The 23590-nt window shown below is 41.4% G+C and carries 3 protein-coding genes; 2 read left to right on the top strand and 1 reads right to left on the bottom strand.

Annotation, left to right across the window (positions count from 1 at the left end):
- Positions 1-27: 27 nt before the first annotated feature.
- Positions 28-20613, bottom strand: coding sequence for a gliding motility-associated C-terminal domain-containing protein (locus ACJJVU_RS04810; protein ID WP_405222857.1), 20586 nt, complete (start codon positions 20611-20613; stop codon positions 28-30).
- A 706-nt stretch (positions 20614-21319) separates the two neighbouring features.
- Here ACJJVU_RS04810 and ACJJVU_RS04805 point away from each other — a divergent pair.
- A complete protein-coding gene (locus ACJJVU_RS04805; protein WP_405222854.1) occupies positions 21320-21937 on the top strand; it encodes a hypothetical protein in 618 nt (205 codons plus the stop codon).
- A 320-nt stretch (positions 21938-22257) separates the two neighbouring features.
- Positions 22258-23589, top strand: a complete 1332-nt coding sequence (locus ACJJVU_RS04800; protein WP_405222851.1) for a hypothetical protein — start codon at positions 22258-22260, stop codon at positions 23587-23589.
- The last annotated feature ends 1 nt before the right edge of the window (position 23590 follow it).

Genomic DNA, 23590 nt, shown 5'->3' with positions numbered 1-23590 from the left:
TTACTTTTAGTGCTTATACACCTTAAATTATCTGTTTATATATAACCATCCTGCACGACCCGAACTTCCATCATTAAGGTCTAGAAGGTAATAATATGTACCTACTGGCAGCTTCTCACCTCTCTCAACGGTTGCTCGACCATTTGAAGTACCGTCAAAGTTATTTTGATAGTTTGCTTCTTCAAAAACAACATTACCCCATCTGTTATAAATGCGAAGAACATTGTTAGGATAATTTTGTAATCCTTGAATAACAAAGGTTTCATTCACACCATCGCCATTAGGAGAAATTTCATTGAAAATTTCCAAATCTTGTTCTACATCTAATATTGTAATAGTAGGATCATCTGGTTCACCATCATTATTCTCGTCATTATCTGTAGAGTTTGTAGGATCATCTGAAACATCTGTTACAATAGCTCCATTGGCAGTTCTTGCAGTTACAGTAGCTGTGTTTAAAACACTTCCGTTGGCCACATCCTCATTAGTAAGAATGTAACTAGCGCTGAATGTAGAACTGTCAGTCTCCCCTATTGCGAGATCAATTGGACCTCCATCTATCTCTACTAAGCTATCGTCGACACTTACGTCAAACAATGGTGTGTTACCTGTATTTGTCACAGTAAACATGTAATCAATACGGTCACCTTGATCTACTATATTATTGAGGTTGGTATCAATATATTCTCCCATTTTCTGTAAAGAAATATTAGCTACTTCAAACATTGTTACCGTAGGGTCATCTCCCGCTCCTGTATCGTCTGCAGGATTAGCACTATCCGACACATCCGTAAGCGTCTGCCCCATTGCATCTATCGCACTTGCTTCTGCCGAGTTTATAATCATTCCAACCATGATATCATCTAGTGTAAGGACATATGCAGCTACTGCAATTCCACTTTCTCCAGGCTGCAATGTACTAGGCACAATAGGTAGGTTACTTACTCCGATTGTACTATCGTTTATTTCAACATTAGTGACTGTTACATTCCCAGTATTAGTAACTGTAAACGTGTACAAGATTTCATCTCCCACATCTACGGTGTTACTATTGTTCGTGTCTTGTAGCTGGGCTGCTTTTACTAAAGTAATACCTCCCATATCATCTATATCAAATACAACTGTATCTGTAGAGGTAACATCGTTATCAAATGGATCATTACCTATAGCCGTGGCTGTATTAGTAACACTTCCTGTATCAATATCCGCCTGTGTTAAGTTATAAGTAGCAGTTACATTACCTGTATCAGAAGGTGTGAGTACATCAATCACTCCAACAATACCACCTAATAATGGATCATTTACAACAACGTCTGTAATAGTAACGTTTCCGTTATTAACTACGACAAAGTTATACTGTAATTGATCACCCAAGTCTATAGAGCCATTACCATTTGTGTCTAAATAAACGAACGTTTTAGTAATAACAATTACTGGATTTTGCTGTAAGAATACTTCCGTATCGTTATCAGGATCTCCATCTCCATCAGAATCTACTAGAACATCATTAGAAGGATCACCATCTCCATCAGAATCAACTCCACTTGTTGCAAAGTCTCTATCATGAGAAACATCTCTTACTTCATCACAATCTGCCCCCACAGGGTCTGCAACAATAAATGCAGTATTGAGCACGTAACCCGTATCAATATCATCTTGTGTGATAGTATATGTTTGTGTGGTTGTTAGAGATTGTCCAACTAATATTTCTTCAAATTCACCAACGAAACCACCTAGCAGCGCGTCAAATATTTCCGCATTTAAAAGTGTAATATTCCCTGTGTTTACCGCTGTAAATTGGAACGTTATGATATCACCTGGGACTGGGTTTGTAACGTCACCACTAAATGCGATATCTTCTTTAAACAGAGATATATTAGGCATACATCCGAAATCAACAATTGTTGGGTCATCAGGATTACCATCTGTATTAGGATCAACGTTAGTGTTATCGTTCGGATCATCAGATGTGTCTACCACAGGTTCTCCGTTAGGTGCGCTTCCAGCAATAGTTGCTGTATTCACGACCATTCCAGCATCTACATCATCTTGTGTTAATGCGTAGGTCGCTGTGTAAATCCACACTTCATCTACATCAAGAACAGACACGTTACTTACATCTCCCGAATCAGGACCTGCAATAACACCTCCAAGTAATTGATCTGTTAGTACCGGATTTGCAACTGTTGTTGTTCCAGTATTTGTTAGAGTAAATGTGTATGTAATAATATCACCAGCTTGTAATCCATCACCTCCATCGTCAAGAACTCCAATCTTATCAAGATTCATACTTGCATCTTGAGGTATAAATGTATTAGTAGGATCATTATCATTACCAGTATTATCACCATCGTTGCCAGAATCAGACTCATCAGATACTGTCGCTCCATTTGGAGATGTACCGTTTACTTCAGCTTGATTTGTAACTACTCCAGCATCAATATCAATTTGCGTTAGCAAGTAGCTAGCTGTAAAGAATAGCATATCTCCTGGACTTGCATCAAAGGCATCTGCATCGCCATCTAAATCAACTCCACCTCCTGTATATACAGGTACAGGCGTAGCACCAGTTCCTGAGAAGGCCGTTTCAACAAGTACTATATCAAATACTGCTACATTCCCAGTATTCTCTACAGTGTATGTGTAAGTAATTGTATTTGACGCAATGTCTATACTTGAACTCTTAACAAGAGTAAGCTCTGAAGAAGATGGTAGCGGTGTTACCGTATCATCATCACCAGCTCCAGAATCATCTGCTGGGTTACCAGAATCAGAATCGTCACTTACCGTATTTCCATTAGGATCCTCACCAGAAGCAACCGCTTCATTAATTACCTCTCCTGCATTTACATCTGCCTGAGTAATGGTATAACTAGCCGTTAATGTTTGGTTGGCCATTGGAGCTAGACTCGCAATTGTACCTACTAAACTTGGCGTCAAATTAGTATCTGTCACATCAATCGATGTTACTGTCACATTACCCGTGTTTGTTACCACAAAGGTATAAGCAATCATATCTCCAGGGCTTACCACACCATCACCATTAGTATCTGCATAAGCACTCGTTTTTACAAGGTCAAGTGCAGGTGTTGCAGGTATTGGTAAGTTGGTTGGATCATTCGTATCATCTGCATCTGCATCTGAGTTTCCTGGTTGTCCTTCGTCATCATTAGGATTTGTACTATCAGACACATCCGCCACGGCACCTCCATTTGGATCTGTTCCTGTTGCCGTTGCTGTGTTTTCTACATTCCCAGCATTTACATCACCTTGAGTTAAGATATAGTTGGCTGTTACACTTCCCATCTCCGTAGGTTGTAATGTAGATGGAGTTACCACCGCATTACTAAGCCCTATCGTTGCATCGTTTACAGTAAGATTACTAACGGTTGTACTTCCAGTATTTGTTACTGTAAAGGTATAAGTCACTTGATCTCCTGCTCCTAAAAGTCCATCGCCGTTGGTATCTGTAAGTGCCGATACCGCTTTCGCGAAAGCAATCTCACTCTCCACAGGAAGTGGCGTCACAGTAGCATCATCATCAGCTCCAGTATCATCTGCAGCGTTACCAGAATCTGAAGCATCTGTTACTAGATTACCACTTGGATCTGTTGCCGAAGCTGTTGCTTCGTTCACTACCGTTCCAGCATTGATGTCATCTTGTGTTAAGATGTAGCTCGCAGTAAATGTAAGCACATCGCCAGGTGCTGCATCAAACGCATCACCGTCACCATCAAGATCACCACCACCCATTTGGTATAATGGTGTAGGTGTTGTTCCAGTTCCCGAGAAGCTAGTCTCAGCTACCGTCACATCACTGGCAGTTACATTTCCTGTATTTTCAACCGTGTATATATAATCTATTTGGTCTCCTACTGTAAGTCCAGCAGGTGCATTATCTACATACGTACTTGATTTTACAAGCTCGATCATTGGCATTGCAGGGATTGGAGTACTCGTCGTATCATCTCCCGCTCCAGTATCATCTGCAGCATTACCAGAATCAGAAGCATCTGTTACTGTCGCTCCTGCTGGATCAGTTCCGCTAGCAAGCGCTTCATTGTCTACAACTCCAGCATCAATATCTGCTTGAGTTAATACATAAGTAGCAGTAAACTGTAACACATCTCCAGGACTTGCATCAAAAGCATCTGCATCACCATCCAAGTCAAAACCTCCAGCCGAATAAACTGGCGTTGGTGTTGTTCCTGTTCCCGTAAATGTAGTCTCTGCAATCGTAATGTCATTTACTGTAGTGTTACCAGTATTTTCAACAGTATAAGTATAGGTAATACTATTAGTCGCCGCATCAAAAGATGAACTCTTAACAAGAGTAAGCTCTGAAGAAGATGGCAACGGGGTTACCGTATCATCATCACCAGCTCCAGAATCATCTGCTGGGTTACCAGAATCAGAATCGTCACTTACCGTATTTCCATTAGGATCCTCACCAGAAGCAACCGCTTCATTAATTACCTCTCCTGCATTTACATCTGCCTGAGTAATGGTATAACTAGCCGTTAATGTTTGGTTGGCCATTGGAGCTAGACTCGCAATCGTACCTACTAAACTTGGCGTCAAATTAGTATCTGTTACATCAATCGATGTTACTGTCACATTACCTGTGTTAGTCACCACAAAAGTGTAAGCAATCATATCTCCAGGACTTACCACTCCATCACCATTAGTATCTGCATAAGCACTTGTTTTTACAAGAGCGAGTGCAGGTGTTGCAGGTATTGGTAAGTTCGTTGGATCATTCGTATCATCTGCATCTGCATCTGAGTTTCCTGGTTGACCTTCGTCATCATTAGGATTTATACTATCAGACACATCGGTTACAGCAGCTCCATTTGGATCTGTTCCTGTTGCCGTTGCTGTGTTTTCTACATTTCCAGCATTTACATCGGCTTGAGTTAAGATATAGTTGGCTGTTACACTTCCCATCTCCGTAGGTTGTAATGTAGATGGAGTTACCACTGCATTACTAAGTCCTATCGTTGCATCGTTTACAGTAAGATTACTAATTGTTGTACTTCCAGTATTTGTTACTGTAAAGGTATAAGTCACTTGATCTCCTGCTCCTAATAAACCATCGCCGTTGGTATCTGTAAGTGCCGATACCGCTTTCGCGAAAGCTATCTCACTCTCCACAGGAAGTGGCGTTACAGTAGCATCATCATCAGCTCCAGTATCATCTGCAGCGTTACCAGAATCAGAAGCATCGGTTATTGGATTACCACTTGGATCTGTTGCCGAAGCTGTTGCCTCGTTTACTACCGTTCCAGCGTTGATATCATCTTGTGTTAATATGTAGCTCGCAGTAAATGTGAGTACATCCCCAGGTGCTGCATCAAATGCATCACCGTCACCATCAAGATCTCCACCACCCATTTGGTATAATGGTGTAGGTGTTGTTCCTGTTCCCGAGAAGCTAGTCTCCGTTACCGTCACATCATTGGCAGTTACATTTCCTGTATTTTCAACCGTGTATATATAATCGATTTGGTCTCCTACCGTAAGTCCAGCAGGCGCATTATCTACATATGTACTTGATTTTACAAGCTCAATCATTGGCATTGCAGGGATTGGAGTACTCGTCGTATCATCTCCAGCTCCAGTATCATCTGCAGCATTCCCAGAATCAGAAGCATCTGTTACCGTCGCTCCTGCTGGATCTGTTCCGCTAGCAAGCGCTTCATTATCTACAACTCCAGCATCAATATCTGCTTGAGTTAATACATAAGTAGCAGTAAACTGTAGCACATCTCCAGGGTTTGCATCAAAAGCATCTGCATCACCATCTAGATCAAAACCTCCAGCCGAATAAACTGGCGTTGGTGTTGTTCCTGTACCTGTAAATGTAGTTTCTGCAATTGTGATATCATTTACTGTAGTGTTACCAGTATTCTCAACGATATAAGTATAGGTAATACTATTAGTAACTGCATCAAAAGTTGAACTCTTAACAAGACTAAGCTCTGAAGAAGATGGCAGCGGTGTTACCGTATCATCATCACCAGCTCCAGAATCATCTGCTGGGTTACCAGAATCAGAATCATCACTTACCGTATTTCCGTTAGGATCCTCACCAGAAGCAACTGCTTCATTGATTACCTCTCCTGCATTTACATCTGCCTGAGTAATGGTATAACTAGCCGTTAGTGTTTGGTTGGCCATTGGAGCTAGACTCGCAATCGTACCTACTAAACTTGGTGTCAAATTAGTATCTGTCACATCAATCGATGTTACTGTCACATTACCTGTGTTAGTCACCACAAAAGTATAAGCAATCATATCTCCAGGGCTTACCACACCATCACCATTGGTATCTGCATAAGCACTAGTCTTTACAAGAGCGAGTGCAGGTGTTGCAGGTATTGGTAAGTTCGTTGGATCATTCGTATCATCTGCATCTGCATCTGAGTTTCCTGGTTGACCTTCGTCATCATTAGGATTTGTACTATCAGACACATCGGTTACAGCAACTCCATTTGGATCTGTTCCTGTTGCCGTTGCTGTGTTTTCTACATTCCCAGCATTTACATCGGCCTGAGTTAAGATATAGTTTGCTGTTACACTTCCCATCTCCGTAGGTTGTAATGTAGATGGGGTTACCACTGCATTACTAAGTCCTATCGTTGCATCGTTTACAGTAAGATTACTAATTGTTGTACTTCCAGTATTTGTTACTGTAAAGGTATAAGTCACTTGATCTCCTGCTCCTAATAAACCATCGCCGTTGGTATCTGTAAGTGCCGATACCGCTTTCGCGAAAGCTATCTCACTCTCCACAGGAAGTGGCGTTACAGTAGCATCATCATCAGCTCCAGTATCATCTGCAGCGTTACCAGAATCAGAAGCATCGGTTATTGGATTACCACTTGGATCTGTTGCCGAAGCTGTTGCCTCGTTTACTACCGTTCCAGCGTTGATATCATCTTGTGTTAATATGTAGCTCGCAGTAAATGTGAGTACATCCCCAGGTGCTGCATCAAATGCATCACCGTCACCATCAAGATCTCCACCACCCATTTGGTATAATGGTGTAGGTGTTGTTCCTGTTCCCGAGAAGCTAGTCTCCGTTACCGTCACATCATTGGCAGTTACATTTCCTGTATTTTCAACCGTGTATATATAATCGATTTGGTCTCCTACCGTAAGTCCAGCAGGCGCATTATCTACATATGTACTTGATTTTACAAGCTCAATCATTGGCATTGCAGGGATTGGAGTACTCGTCGTATCATCTCCAGCTCCAGTATCATCTGCAGCATTCCCAGAATCAGAAGCATCTGTTACCGTCGCTCCTGCTGGATCTGTTCCGCTAGCAAGCGCTTCATTATCTACAACTCCAGCATCAATATCTGCTTGAGTTAATACATAAGTAGCAGTAAACTGTAGCACATCTCCAGGGTTTGCATCAAAAGCATCTGCATCACCATCTAGATCAAAACCTCCAGCCGAATAAACTGGCGTTGGTGTTGTTCCTGTACCTGTAAATGTAGTTTCTGCAATTGTGATATCATTTACTGTAGTGTTACCAGTATTCTCAACGATATAAGTATAGGTAATACTATTAGTAACTGCATCAAAAGTTGAACTCTTAACAAGACTAAGCTCTGAAGAAGATGGCAGCGGTGTTACCGTATCATCATCACCAGCTCCAGAATCATCTGCTGGGTTACCAGAATCAGAATCATCACTTACCGTATTTCCGTTAGGATCCTCACCAGAAGCAACTGCTTCATTGATTACCTCTCCTGCATTTACATCTGCCTGAGTAATGGTATAACTAGCCGTTAGTGTTTGGTTGGCCATTGGAGCTAGACTCGCAATCGTACCTACTAAACTTGGTGTCAAATTAGTATCTGTCACATCAATCGATGTTACTGTCACATTACCTGTGTTAGTCACCACAAAAGTGTAAGCAATCATATCTCCAGGACTTACCACACCATCACCATTGGTATCTGTATAAGCACTTGTTTTTACAAGAGCGAGTGATGGAGCACAAGCAATAATCGAAGTTGTAACTGAATTTGTACATCCAGTAACAGCGTCTACGAAAGTATATTCTATTGTGTGTGGTCCAGGAGTTTCAATCGCTGGATCAAAGGTTGTATTTGCTACACCATCTATAGTAATAGTTGTTCCTATTCCTCCAGTTGCAAAAGCAGGAGAAACTACAGTAGTCAGATCTAGTGCTGGCTCTCCTGTACAAACATTAGATGGAGCTGTAATTGTTGGAGTTGGCAGTAAATTAATTGTAAGCACTGTAGTATCAGAAACTATTGAAGAAGAACAAGCACCTAATCCCGTAAGAGTTTTAGTAAGCGTTACTGATCCCGAATTAATATCTAAAGTACTTGGAGTATAGATTGGGTTATCAACTGTTGTACTTGAAAAATTACCAGTTCCACTTGTAGTCCAAGCAATTGTTCCGTTTGTAGACAAACCGCCTACAACTGTATACATTTCATCTTCACAGATTTCAGCTGTAGCTGGTCCTGCGTCAACTGTTGGTTCATCTTCCACAGTAATTGTTACTGTATCTGTTACTGCAACACAAGGTCCTGTAAAGTCACTTGTTAATGTAAGTATATAATCTCCAGGTACCGTAGCGGTAAAAGTTACTGTTTCTGGAGTAGCGGTGGCAACCGTTGAGCTTAATGCTCCATCTCCTGTTGCAGGACTGGTCGTAAGTGACCAAGTTCCAGTAGTTGCGCCACCACTGATGGTAGCATCACTTAAAGTATATGCGCCATTATCAGAACATAAAGAAGCAGCTGCTCCAGCTTCTACTGTTGGCTCTTCACTGATTGTTAATGCTATTGATGCAGTAACCACACTTGAAGCACAAGCGCCTGTTCCTGTTACTGTTTTTGTAAGTGTTACTACTCCAGCGCTTACATCTTGTACACTCGCTGTATAAATTGGGTTCTCTGCCGTAGCATTATCATAGGTTCCTGTTCCACTAGTAGTCCAAGCAATTGTTCCGTTGGTAGAAGTACTTCCAGCGACCGTAAACATATCATCAAAACAAATCGTTGCCGTTGGTGATGCCACTGCTACTGTTGGTTCATCTTCCACAGTAATTGTTACCATATCTGTTGCAGCAACACAAGGTGCTGTAAAGTCACTTGTTAATGTCAGTATGTAATCTCCAGGTACCGTAGCTGTAAAAGTTACTGTCTCAGGAGTAGCTGTTGCAGCAGTTGAGCTTAATACTCCATCTCCACCTGCAGGACTGGTCGTTAGTGACCAAGTTCCCATAGTCGCTCCGCCACCAATAGTAGCATCACTTAAGGTATAAGGACCAGCATCAGAACATAAAGAAGCAGCGGCTCCAGCTTCCACTGTTGGCTCTTCACTGATTGTTAAGGCTATTGAGGCAGATACTGTACTTGAAGCACAAGCGCCTGTTCCAGTTACTGTCTTTGTTAGCGTCACCGAACCTCCGTCTACATCTAATTGACTTGCAGTATACACAGGATTATCAATAGTATTATCTGAAAAGAATCCTGATCCACTTGTTGTCCAAGCAATTGTTCCGTTGGTAGAAGTACTTCCGGCAACCGTAAACATATCATCAAAGCAAATAGTTGCCGTTGGTGATGCTACTGCCACTGTTGGTTCATCTTCCACAGTAATGGTTACCGTGTCTGTTGCTGCAGCACAAGGTGCAGTAAAGTCAGATGTTAATGTAAGTATATAATCTCCAGGTACCGTAGCTGTAAAAGTTACTGTCTCAGGAGTAGCTGTTGCAGCAGTTGAGCTTAATGCTCCATCACCACCTGCAGGACTTGTCGTTAGTAACCAAGTTCCCATAGTCGCTCCGCCACCGATGGTAGCATCACTTAATGTATAAGGACTAGCATCAGAACATAGAGAAGCAGCTGCCCCAGCTTCTACTGTTGGCTCTTCACTGATTGTTAATGCTATTGAGGCAGATACTGTACTCGAAGCACAAGCTCCTGTTCCAGTTAATGTTTTGGTAAGTGTTATTACTCCTGCATCCACGTCAAGTGCGCTTGCTGTATAAACAGGGTTGTCAATAGTATTGTCTGAGAATGAACCAGATCCACTAGTAGTCCAAGTAATTGTTCCGTTGGTAGAAGTACTTCCAGCAACCGTAAACATATCATCAAAACAAATAGTTGCCGTTGGTGATGCTACTGCTACTGTTGGCTCATCTTCCACAGTAATGGTCACCGTATCTGTTGCAGCAACACAAGGTGCTGTAAAGTCACTTGTTAATGTCAGTATGTAATCTCCAGGTACCGTAGCTGTAAAAGTTACTGTCTCAGGAGTAGCTGTTGCAGCAGTTGAGCTTAATGCTCCATCTCCTGTTGCAGGACTGGTCGTTAGTGACCAAATTCCCATAGTCGCTCCGCCACCAATAGTAGCATCACTTAATATATAAGGACTAGCATCAGAACATAAGGAAGCAGCTGCTCCAGCTTCCACCGTTGGCTCTTCACTGATTGTTAAGGATATTGAGGCAGATACTGTACTTGAAGCACAAGCGCCTGTTCCAGTTACTGTTTTGGTAAGTGTTATTACTCCTGCATCCACGTCAAGTGCGCTTGCTGTATAAACAGGATTGTCAATCGTATTGTCTGAGAATGAACCAGATCCACTAGTCGTCCAAGCAATGGTTCCGTTGGCAGAAGTACTTCCAGCAACCGTAAACATATCATCAAAACAGATAGTTGCCGTTGGCGATGCCACTGTTACTGTTGGTTCATCTTCTATAGTTATTGTTACCGTATCTGTTGCTGCAACGCAAGGTGCAGCAAAGTCACTTGTCAATGTCAGTATGTAATCTCCAGGTACCGTAGCTGTAAAAGTTACTGTTTCAGGAGTAGCTGTTGCAGCAGTTGAGCTTAATGCTCCATCTCCACCTGCAGGACTAGTCGTAAGCGACCAAGTTCCCATAGTCGCTCCGCCACCGATGGTAGCATCACTTAATGTATAAGGACTAGCATCAGAACATAGAGAAGCAGCTGCCCCAGCTTCTACTGTTGGCTCTTCACTGATTGTTAATGCTATTGAGGCAGATACTGTACTCGAAGCACAAGCTCCTGTTCCAGTTACTGTTTTGGTAAGTGTTATTACTCCTGCGCTTACATCTTGTGTACTCGCAGTGTATATTGGATTCTCTGCCGTAGCATTGTCATAAGTTCCTGTTCCACTAGTAGTCCAAGCAATTGTTCCGTTGGTAGAAGTACTTCCAGCAACCGTAAACATATCATCAAAACAAATCGTTGCCGTTGGTGATGCTACTGCTACTGTTGGCTCATCTTCTACAGTAATGGTTACCGTATCTGTTGCAGCAACACAAGGTCCTGTAAAGTCACTTGTTAATGTAAGTATATAATCTCCAGGTACCGTAGCGGTAAAAGTTACTGTTTCTGGAGTAGCGGTGGCAACCGTTGAGCTTAATGCTCCATCTCCTGTTGCAGGACTGGTCGTAAGTGACCAAGTTCCAGTAGTTGCGCCACCACTGATGGTAGCATCACTTAAAGTATATGCGCCATTATCAGAACATAAAGAAGCAGCTGCTCCAGCTTCTACTGTTGGCTCTTCACTGATTGTTAATGCTATTGATGCAGTAACCACACTTGAAGCACAAGCGCCTGTTCCTGTTACTGTCTTTGTTAGTGTAACTACTCCAGCGCTTACATCTTGTGTACTCGCTGTATATATTGGGTTTTCTGCCGTAGCATTGTCATAGGTACCTGTTCCACTAGTAGTCCAAGCAATCGTTCCGTTGGTAGAAGTACTTCCAGCAACCGTAAACATATCATCAAAACAAATAGTTGCCGTTGGTGATGCTACTGCTACTGTTGGCTCATCTTCCACAGTAATGGTTACCGTATCTGTTGCAGCAACACAAGGTGCTGTAAAGTCACTTGTTAATGTCAGTATGTAATCTCCAGGTACCGTAGCTGTAAAACTTACTGTCTCAGGAGTAGCTGTTGCAGCAGTTGAGCTTAATGCTCCATCTCCTGTTACAGGACTGGTCGTTAGTGACCAAGTTCCCATAGTCGCTCCGCCACCGATAGTAGCATCACTTAAGGTATAAGGACCAGCATCAGAACATAAAGAAGCAGCGGCTCCAGCTTCCACTGTTGGCTCTTCACTGATTGTTAAGGCTATTGAGGCAGATACTGTACTTGAAGCACAAGCGCCTGTTCCAGTTACTGTCTTTGTTAGCGTCACCGAACCTCCGTCTACATCTAATTGACTTGCAGTATACACAGGATTATCAATCGTATTATCTGAAAAGAATCCAGACCCACTAGTAGTCCAAGCAATCGTTCCGTAGATAGATGTACTTCCAGCAACCGTAAACATATCATCAAAACAAATAGTTGCCGTTGGTGATGCTACTGTTACTGTTGGCTCATCTTCTATAGTTATTGTTACCGTATCTGTTGCAGCAGCACAAGGTGCTGTAAAGTCACTTGTTAATGTCAGTATGTAATCTCCAGGTACCGTAGCTGTAAAAGTTACTGTCTCAGGAGTAGCTGTTGCAGCAGTTGAGCTTAATGCTCCATCTCCACCTGCAGGACTGGTCGTTAGTGACCAAATTCCCATAGTCGCTCCGCCACCAATAGTAGCATCACTTAAGGTATAAGGACCAGCATCAGAACATAAAGAAGCAGCGGCTCCAGCTTCCACTGTTGGCTCTTCACTGATTGTTAAGGCTATTGAGGCTACCGTGTCTGTTGCTGCAGCACAAGGTGCAGTAAAGTCAGATGTTAATGTAAGTATATAATCTCCAGGTACCGTAGCTGTAAAAGTTACTGTCTCAGGAGTAGCTGTTGCAGCAGTTGAGCTTAATACTCCATCACCACCTGCAGGACTTGTCGTTAGTGACCAAGTTCCCATAGTCGCTCCGCCACCGATAGTAGCATCACTTAAGGTATAAGGACCAGCATCAGAACATAGAGAAGCAGCTGCTCCAGCTTCTACTGTTGGCTCTTCACTGATTGTTAATGCTATTGAGGCAGATACTGTACTCGAAGCACAAGCTCCTGTTCCAGTTACTGTTTTGGTAAGTGTTATTACTCCTGCATCCACGTCAAGTGCGCTTGCTGTATAAACAGGGTTGTCAATAGTATTGTCTGAGAATGAACCAGATCCACTAGTAGTCCAAGCAATCGTTCCGTTGGTAGATGTACTTCCAGCAACCGTGAACATATCATCAAAACAGATAGTTGCCGTTGGTGATGCTACTGCTACTGTTGGCTCATCTTCCACAGTAATGGTTACTGTATCTGTTACAGCAACGCAAGGTGCTGTAAAGTCAGATGTTAATGTCAGTATATAATCTCCAGGTACCGTAGCTGTAAAAGTTACTGTCTCAGGAGTAGCTGTTGCAGCAGTTGAGCTTAGTGCTCCATCTCCTGTTGCAGGACTTGTCGTAAGTGACCAAGTTCCCATAGTCGCTCCGCCACCGATAGTAGCATCACTTAAGGTATAAGGACCAGCATCAGAACATAAGGAAGCAGCGGCTCCAGCTTCAACTGTTGGCTCTTCACTGATTGTTAATGCTATTGAAGCTGACACTGTACTTGAAGCACAAGCGCCTGTTCCTGTTACTGTCTTTGTTAGCGTCACCGAACCTCCGTCTACATCTAATTGACTTGCAGTATATACAGGATTATCAATAGTATTATCTGAAAAGAATCCAGACCCACTAGTAGTCCAAGCAATGGTTCCGTTAGTAGAAGTACTTCCAGCAACCGTAAACATATCATCAAAACAAATAGTTGCCGTTGGTGATGCTACTGCTACTGTTGGCTCATCTTCCACAGTAATGGTTACCGTATCTGTTGCAGCAACACAAGGTGCTGTAAAGTCACTTGTTAATGTTAGTATGTAATCTCCAGGTACCGTAGCTGTAAAAGTTACTGTCTCAGGAGTAGCTGTTGCAGCAGTTGAGCTTAATGCTCCATCTCCTGTTGCAGGACTGGTCGTTAGTGACCAAGTTCCCATAGTCGCTCCGCCACCGATAGTAGCATCACTTAAGGTATAAGGACCAGCATCAGAACATAAGGAAGCAGCGGCTCCAGCTTCAACTGTTGGCTCTTCACTGATTGTTAATGCTATTGAAGCAGATACTGTACTCGAAGCACAAGCTCCTGTTCCTGTTACTGTCTTGGTAAGTGTTACTACTCCAGCATCCACGTCAAGTGCGCTTGCTGTGTAAACAGGATTGTCAATCGTATTGTCTGAGAATGAACCAGATCCACTAGTAGTCCAAGCAATTGTTCCGTTGGTAGAAGTACTTCCGGCAACCGTAAACATATCATCAAAGCAAATAGTTGCCGTTGGTGATGCTACTGCCACTGTTGGTTCATCTTCCACAGTAATGGTTACCGTGTCTGTTACAGCAACGCAAGGTGCAGTAAAGTCAGATGTTAATGTAAGTATATAATCTCCAGGTACCGTAGCTGTAAAAGTTACTGTCTCAGGAGTAGCTGTTGCAGCAGTTGAGCTTAATACTCCATCTCCACCTGCAGGACTGGTCGTTAGTGACCAAGTTCCCATAGTCGCTCCGCCACCGATAGTAGCATCACTTAAGGTATAAGGACCAGCATCAGAACATAGAGAAGCAGCTGCTCCAGCTTCAACTGTTGGCTCTTCACTGATTGTTAATGCTATTGAGGCAGATACTGTACTCGAAGCACAAGCTCCTGTTCCAGTTACTGTTTTGGTAAGTGTTATTACTCCTGCATCCACGTCAAGTGCGCTTGCTGTATAAACAGGGTTGTCAATAGTATTGTCTGAGAATGAACCAGATCCACTAGTAGTCCAAGCAATCGTTCCGTTGGTAGATGTACTTCCAGCAACCGTGAACATATCATCAAAACAGATAGTTGCCGTTGGTGATGCTACTGCTACTGTTGGCTCATCTTCCACAGTAATGGTTACTGTATCTGTTACAGCAACGCAAGGTGCTGTAAAGTCAGATGTTAATGTCAGTATATAATCTCCAGGTACCGTAGCTGTAAAAGTTACTGTCTCAGGAGTAGCTGTTGCAGCAGTTGAGCTTAATACTCCATCTCCACCTGCAGGACTGGTCGTTAGTGACCAAGTTCCCATAGTCGCTCCGCCACCGATGGTAGCATCACTTAAGGCATATGCGCCATTATCAGAACATAAAGAAGCAGCTGCTCCAGCTTCTACTGTTGGCTCTTCACTGATTGTTAATGCTATTGAGGCAGATACTGTACTCGAAGCGCAAGCTCCTGTTCCAGTTACTGTTTTGGTAAGTGTTATTGCTCCTGCGCTTACATCTTGTGTACTCGCAGTGTATATTGGATTCTCTGCCGTAGCATTGTCATAAGTTCCTGTTCCACTAGTCGTCCAAGCAATTGTTCCGTTGGTAGAAGTACTTCCAGCAACCGTAAACATATCATCAAAACAAATCGTTGCCGTTGGTGATGTTACTGCTACTGTTGGCTCATCTTCTACAGTAATGGTTACCGTATCTGTTGCAGCAACACAAGGTGCTGTAAAGTCAGATGTTAATGTTAATACATAATCTCCAGGTACCGTAGCTGTAAAAGTTACTGCTTCAGGATTAGCGGTGGCAACCGTTGAGCTTAATGCACCATCCCCTGTTGCAGGACTAGTCGTAAGCGACCAAGTTCCCATAGTAGCTCCGCCACCAATTGTAGCATCACTTAATGTATAAGGACCAGCATCAGAACATAAAGAAGCAGCGGCTCCAGCTTCAACTGTTGGCTCTTCACTGATTGTTAATGCTATTGAAGCAGATACTGTACTCGAAGCACAAGCTCCTGTTCCAGTTACTGTCTTTGTAAGGGTTATTACTCCAGCATCTACATCAAGTGCGCTTGCAGTATACACAGGATTGTCAATTGTGTTATCTGTAAAAGATCCAGATCCACTAGTCGTCCAAGCAATCGTTCCGTTGGTAGATGTACTTCCAGCAACCGTAAACATATCATCAAAACAAATAGTTTCCGTTGGAGAGACTACTGTTACTGTTGGCTCATCTTCCACAGTAATGGTTACCGTATCTGTTGCAGCAACACAAGGTGCTGTAAAGTCAGATGTTAATGTTAATACATAATCTCCAGGTACCGTAGCTGTAAAAGTTACTGTTTCAGGATTAGCTGTTGCAGCAGTTGAGCTTAATGCACCATCACCACCTGCAGGACTTGTCGTTAGTGACCAAGTTCCCATAGTAGCTCCGCCACCGATAGTAGCATCACTTAATGTATAAGAAACAGCATCAGAACATAAGGAAGCAGCTGCTCCAGCTTCCACTGTTGGCTCTTCACTGATTGTTAAAGTAACAGTATCAGAGACTTTTGTTGTAGAGCAAGAATCCTCACCAGTTACTGTTTTAGTTAAAGTCACTACACCAGCATCCACGTCTAAGGTGCTCGCAGTATATACTGGATTATCAATTGTATTATCTGAGAACGAACCAGATCCACTAGTAGTCCAAGCGATTGTTCCGTTGGTAGAAGTACTTCCAGCAACCGTAAACATATCATCAAAACAAATAGTTGCCGCTGGCGATCCTACTGTTACTGTTGGCTCATCTTCCACAGTAATGGTTACCGTATCTGTTGCAGCAACACAAGGTGCTGTAAAGTCACTTGTTAATGTCAGTATGTAATCTCCAGGTACCGTAGCTGTAAAAGTTACTGTCTCAGGAGTAGCTGTTGCAGCAGTTGAGCTTAATGCTCCATCACCACCTGCAGGACTGGTCGTTAGTGCCCAAGTTCCCGTAGTTGCTCCACCACCGATGGTAGCATCACTTAATGTATAAGGACCAGCATCAGAACATAGAGAAGCAGCGGCTCCAGCTTCTACTGTTGGCTCTTCACTGATTGTTAATGCTATTGAAGCAGATACTGTACTCGAAGCACAAGCTCCCGTTCCTGTTACTGTTTTGGTAAGTGTTATTACTCCTGCATCCACGTCAAGTGCGCTTGCTGTATAAACAGGGTTGTCAATAGTATTGTCTGAGAATGAACCAGATCCACTAGTAGTCCAAGCGATCGTTCCGTTGGTAGAAGTACTTCCAGCAACCGTAAACATATCATCAAAACAAATAGTTGCCGCTGGCGATCCTACTGTTACTGTTGGCTCATCTTCCACCGTAATGGTTACCGTATCTGTTGCAGCAACACAAGGTGCAGTAAAGTCACTTGTTAATGTCAGTATGTAATCTCCAGGTACCGTAGCTGTAAAAGTTACTGTCTCAGGAGTAGCTGTTGCAGCAGTTGAGCTTAATGCTCCATCACCAGCTGCAGGACTTGTCGTTAGTGACCAAGTTCCCATCGTAGCTCCGCCGCCAATAGTAGCATCACTTAATGTATAAGGACTAGCATCAGAACATAGAGAAGCAGCTGCTCCAGCCTCTACTGTTGGCTCTTCACTGATTGTTAATGCTATTGAAGCAGATACTGTACTCGAAGCACAAGCTCCTGTTCCAGTTACTGTTTTGGTAAGTGTTATTACTCCTGCATCCACGTCAAGTGCGCTTGCTGTATAAACAGGATTGTCAATCGTATTGTCTGAGAATGAACCAGATCCACTAGTCGTCCAAGCAATGGTTCCGTTAGTAGAAGTACTTCCAGCAACCGTAAACATATCATCAAAACAGATAGTTGCCGTTGGCGATGCCACTGCTACTGTTGGCTCATCTTCCACAGTAATAGTTACCGTATCTGTTGCTGCAGCACAAGGTGCAGTAAAGTCACTTGTCAATGTCAGTATGTAATCTCCAGGTACCGTAGCTGTAAAAGTTACTGTCTCAGGAGTAGCTGTTGCAGCAGTTGAGCTTAATGCCCCATCACCACCTGCAGGACTTGTCGTTAGTGACCAAGTTCCCATAGTCGCTCCGCCACCGATAATAGCATCACTTAATATATAAGGACTAGCATCAGAACATAAGGAAGCAGCGGCTCCAGCTTCAACTGTTGGCTCTTCACTGATTGTTAAAGTAACAGTATCCGAGACCTTAGTTGTAGAACAAGAATCCTCACCAGTTACTGTTTTAGTTAAAGTCACTACACCAGCATCCACGTCCAAGGTGCTCGCAGTATATACTGGATTATCAATTGTATTATCTGAGAACGATCCAGATCCACTAGTACTCCATATTATCGTTCCATTACTAGATGTGCTTCCAGTTACTGTATACATCTCGTCATAACAGATGACAGCTGAGGCTAGACCAGCATCCACTTCTGGTGCTGGTGCTATAGTTACGGTAATTATTTCCGTTTCTCCTTCACATCCAGAATTTGAGGTTGCTTGTACTACATACTCTACCGTCAAATTTCCAGCGGTAGTGTTTGTAAATACATCATTAGCAATTGCGTTCGAAAATAAGACTGGTGCAACTGATGCATTAGAACTTGCGGGAATTAGTCCCGCTTGTGGTGTAACACCCACGAGTCTCCAAGATTCAGCTGCGACACTTGTGGTTCTTACATCAAGATTTACACCGATAGCCATATCACTGCAAACTGTTGTGTCAAGTAAATTAGATACCACTGGCTCAGGATTAACGGTGACTGCTATTTCAAAGACATTTCCGTTACATGCTCCTGGATCTTCATAAGTAACGGTATATATAATAGTAACAACATTTGCCGTTGTATTTATATACGTATCGGTAATATTGTCTGTCACTGGGGTTGTACGATCTGCTCCTGCAGGAACATTACCCTGATCTGAAGAAGAAACAGTATAAGTGGTATCAAAAGTATTCAAGCCTATATTTAATTCCTCTCTTGAACATACAGTCTCTGATAGGGCTGGAAATGGTGGTGTAGCAATCTGAAGGTTCACCTCTTCTCTAATAGGATTAACACACCCAGTTCCTGTATCACTAACCTCTGCAAAATAAGAAATTGAGCCAATAGTGGTAAGTTCTGGATCATTTCCAGGAATTGCATTCCCACCAGTTAACGCATCATACCAAGTAATCGTCGTCCCTGCGGCTACTTCAATTGCCTCATTTGCTCTCAAGTAATCTGCTGGAGGAGGAGGGGCTGTAGCAGTACAAACTGTTAAGTCCTGTGAAGAAGTGAGTTGCGGTTGTCTATTTACTGTAACTGCAAGCTCAAAAGTTTCTCCTGGACAGTTATTAGGTGCAGGACCTGTAGGAGTAATTGTATATGTAAGAGTTATGGGAGCTAAACTTTCATTAGTAAATGTTCCTGAAATAACATTTCCAGAACCATTTGCAGGAGCCGGAATTACTCCAGGGTTTGAAGATGTTGCACTATAAGTAAAGCTATTTCCTGTAGAAAGCGTAGTAAGATCTCTCGAATAGAACTCATCAGAACAGACTGCATCTGAAGCGTCCGTACTAGAAGGAGCTTGAAAAATTGTTAAGGTTACGTCTGAACGAATTGGGTTTGAACAACCATCACTATTTGTTATTTCTCCATAATAAGTAGAAGAGCCAACTGAGTCCTGAATAGGGTTTGGAACAATAACACCTGCAGTTGGAGCATCATACCAAGTTACGCTCTCTCCAGGTTGTAGTGAGAGATATAAATTGGCATCAAGGGTTTGGGTTGGTGATTGCTGACACTCTTCTATAGTCGTAGAGCTAACTGTAGGCTGCGGTAACACTCTCGCTGTTGCAGAATCTGAAAAAGTTTCTGTACATCCGGGTTCTCCCGCATATGTCATCTCTAAAAGGAGTTCATAAACACCTGACGTAGTACCACCGGTAACGGTGACAGTTTGTTGATCTGTATTCGTGAGTGTAATGTCACCTTGACCTACTGACCATGAATATATTATAGGTCTGTCTCCAGATGAATCTGCAGTAACTGTGGTAGAGTCACCAGGACATAAATCTGTCGAAGCAAGAGGATTATTTAAAATTGGCTCAGAAAGTACGTCCCACGTAATACTATCAATACGTGCACAATTTCCTGGCGAAGGACAAGGACCGTCAGTTTCATTTCCGCTGTTTCCAATTGTACCACCTTTTGACCTCAATTCTAAACTTACAATACCATCAACTGCTAGCGCTGATATGTCATCACCTATTAATTCTATAGTAATTGTACTTACAGTACCCGTACATTCGCCCAACCCACTTGGAGGTATCCCACCTATTATTTCATTGTTTTCATCTATGACCACAATCCACTCTGTACCACTATTAAAGTCACCTTGGGTACTAATTACCGTAGTTGCACTTGAGCAAGTAACTGTTTCCGTTGCTGGAACTGAAAAATTATATAGAAAATCAGGCCCCTCTGTTCCTACTTGACAATATTGAGCATCAGTTAAATTTCCAGCAGTTACCGCTTCATAGTTACCTGAAGTAGCAGCTCCAGCAGGTGTTTCATTTGTAATATCTATATCCACAACGATACCAGCATCTCCTGGATTTGCACCTCCAGCAGGAATAGGACTATAAAATTCATTAACTATTGCTTGAGTTATTGTCGCACAACCTGGCTTAGATTGAATTTCAGCTAAGGTCTGAGTTTGTGAATGAGCATTCAATCCACACACAAAAAGAGCTGTGAACAGAAACAAAAATGATAAAAATTTTGAATGGGTAGTTTTATGAATCATACGTGATGATTTTGAAAGGATTTGGGTCAGTTAGTATTGTCAACTAGTATTCAATGTTTTGACACTAGATTTTTTTCAAGGGAGAAAGATAGACAACTTCTAAATCATTACAAAAAATTATTAGAAGTTATCAACAGTCAATCTGACAATTACGACAAAAAAGCGATTTCGATAGATTAAATGACACATTCGTGATAGTTACACATAAATTACAATTAAAATTTTAGCAATTAAGAATTACTTTCTTTTATTTCAGAAGAGGATTTACACGATGGTCAAATACAATGCTCATTTTACAAAATTGACAACTAATTGTTTTGAAGAAAATTTTTCAATTAAGACTCACATACCCCACACATACTTATCACCAGCTTAAGAAGCTACTTTAAAGTGTGATTGATAAGATCCTAAATACTACCACCTATATTACAGATGTAAACGTATATTATATAGGTCAAAAAAAAAGTGCTACACTTTAAAGTATAGCACTTACAGCAGAGAGGAAGGAACTCTCTATATTTTCATTTTATGAGCGTTTATGGGGTCTAAAAACACCCCAATTTTCTACCTCCACCGAATTAGTCCCTCTTTAACATACAATTATGATTTAAAACGAGATTTGTGAGATTTTGAATGAAGGAAAATTTTTTGAATAAATTTCATCTAAATTTATAGAAATCTAGGAAACTACATCAAATTTAAAACTATGCTCTTTATAAAATTTAAAATTCACGACAGTGTTAAATACTTAGATTTCCAAAGGCTTTACGACCATATGGTTAAAGTAAGGCAGCCTAATTTTAAGTTTGATGAAGTAGGACCTGAATTTGATTGGGACAGTATGCAAACTCAAGAGGAAATTGATATTGCACTAATAGAATTAAACGCCTTTTTAGATCAACAAGTCCAACCTGAGCTTTTCAGATGCAAAAAACTAATACCTGGTTATGCGAGCACTTTCATTGAATGCTATTTAAAGGCTAACAACGAAAATTTCTCATCATTTAATTATCAAGATATTCTTTCAATATTTAATTATTTAGAATTTGGCTTCGAAGTGGATTTGGATAGTTTACAAAAAGAAAATGAATCTTTAGGAATTGTGAGGTTTTCAACCAACAACTATCCCTTTGGTGGTATGGAGCGTTTTTTAATAACTTTGTCCGCGTTTAACCTACAGCCAATTGCTTGTTTTGATGGGTTTAATGAAAGTGAAATTAAATGGCCCTCCCAATTTACATTTAATATAGTTATTTCAAACAAAACAAGATACAAGTCATATATCGATAAACTAATAAAGAAGATTTTTAAATCTCCTTTATAAAAATTGATAAAATCAAACTTTGCTTCAACTTAAATTAATGAAAATATAACATTACAACATCCCTTAAAAAAATCTTGATGCATCAATGTGACTAACTATGACTTTGTAGGCTTTCCTTAAAAAAATATAATCTTCATACGGTAGTGAACAATACGGACTCATATATATAAACTTGCCTCTCTAACTTTAGGTTAATAACATTTATTTAGGTATTAAGGTCACGTTACAAGGGTTATAGAATATTTATGTATATTTTCAATGATTTTGAAGTTGTTTTCATCAAATCACATCTGAAAACCATCTATATTTAGACACTTTTTATGAAACAGAAATTATTCATACTTTGTTTACTTGGGCCGTTTTGCCTTTTTGCTCAAGAAAAATTTAAAATTATTTACAATTATAGTACAGATGAGGTTCGATACTACGCGGTAGACAAAGACAACAAGGTTACTGATACATTAGAAAAACCACGTTTTAAAAGAAATAGTATTATCCAAGTAGAAGTACAAGATGTCAACCCCTTCGCTTTAAGAGTTGAAACAGAAGTGACCGAAGAAGATATTCACAATGGAGGAAGTAATTTCAACTTTGGGTCTATGCTGGGTGGTATCCAGTCTGTTTCTGGAAGCGGACTCTCTCTTAATACAGAAAATCTTCCCACTGGCGATATAATGAATCTTAAAGATAATGCTAGTAGAGGTGCTGCACAAAGAGGTGTTGAGGACCTACAGAATCTTACTGTATCTATCGCTGCTCTTAAACGCACAATTGCTGGTAATATGCAAAACCCCAACCTTTCTAAAGCACAAATAGAACAAAATATACTAGACCTCGCGCTACAAATAGATGATCCTAGATTACCAGATCCAGAAGAAAATTTATATCTCTTTCTCGAGTCTTTAGAAAGTCTGGTGGTCACTGGAGCAAATACTCTTAATAATGAGATGAATCGCGGCGGTACAGATATTTCAACTAACAACTCTTTACAGCGATACACTACCCAAACTGTAACTGCGGTAAATGAGGTAAAAGGAATGTTTACAGCTTTAGAAGCTTCTAGCTTTACACAATCATATGACTATCGTGTAGAAAAAGATAGAGCAAATTTTGAGCTGCGGTTTATGCAAGGTGAATTTATACAAGGCACTACTAGGTTGCTTAATGCAGACCAGCCACAAAAAATACGTTCTATACCTATTTATGCAAAAGGTGGTTTTAAAATCAATACAGGTGTGGCGCTTACGCTTAACAATTTTGGCGATAATTCACTGGATTATTACATAGATCAAGATGGACTTATAGATGCAGATTCTAATGACTCTTTTGTACCTAACCTAAGTACGATGATTAATTTTTATCCCGTAATAGGTGATAATTTTAATATAGGTGGGAGTTTTGGTCTTTCCATCCCGATTACCGGAGATCTATCTGGGATTAATTTCCTCTTAGGCCCTTCCCTGTTTTTAGGTAATAGTAATAGACTTTCTCTTTCTGGAGGTTTAGCACTTGGCCCCGTACAAAGCCTTACTAATGGTTTAGAAATAGGTAATGAAGCTATAGGAAGTGATATCGAGAGTTTTACCGAAAATGTATATGACTTTGGCTATTACTTTGGGATTTCTTTTTCTTTGTTTGATATAAAACAGTAAC

It is taken from the genome of Dokdonia sp. Asnod1-B02 (assembly GCF_045063955.1).
Taxonomy (GTDB): Bacteria; Bacteroidota; Bacteroidia; order Flavobacteriales; family Flavobacteriaceae; genus Dokdonia.
The sequence above is the reverse complement of the archived record's forward strand: the minus strand, read 5'-3'. Positions and strand labels throughout refer to the sequence as shown.

Coding starts and splice junctions, on each gene's coding strand:
- ACJJVU_RS04800 (WP_405222851.1), top strand. CDS start 22,258: ATGAAACAGAAATTATTCATACTTTGTTTACTTGGGCCGTTTTGCCTT.
- ACJJVU_RS04805 (WP_405222854.1), top strand. CDS start 21,320: ATGCTCTTTATAAAATTTAAAATTCACGACAGTGTTAAATACTTAGAT.
- ACJJVU_RS04810 (WP_405222857.1), bottom strand. CDS start 20,613: ATGATTCATAAAACTACCCATTCAAAATTTTTATCATTTTTGTTTCTG.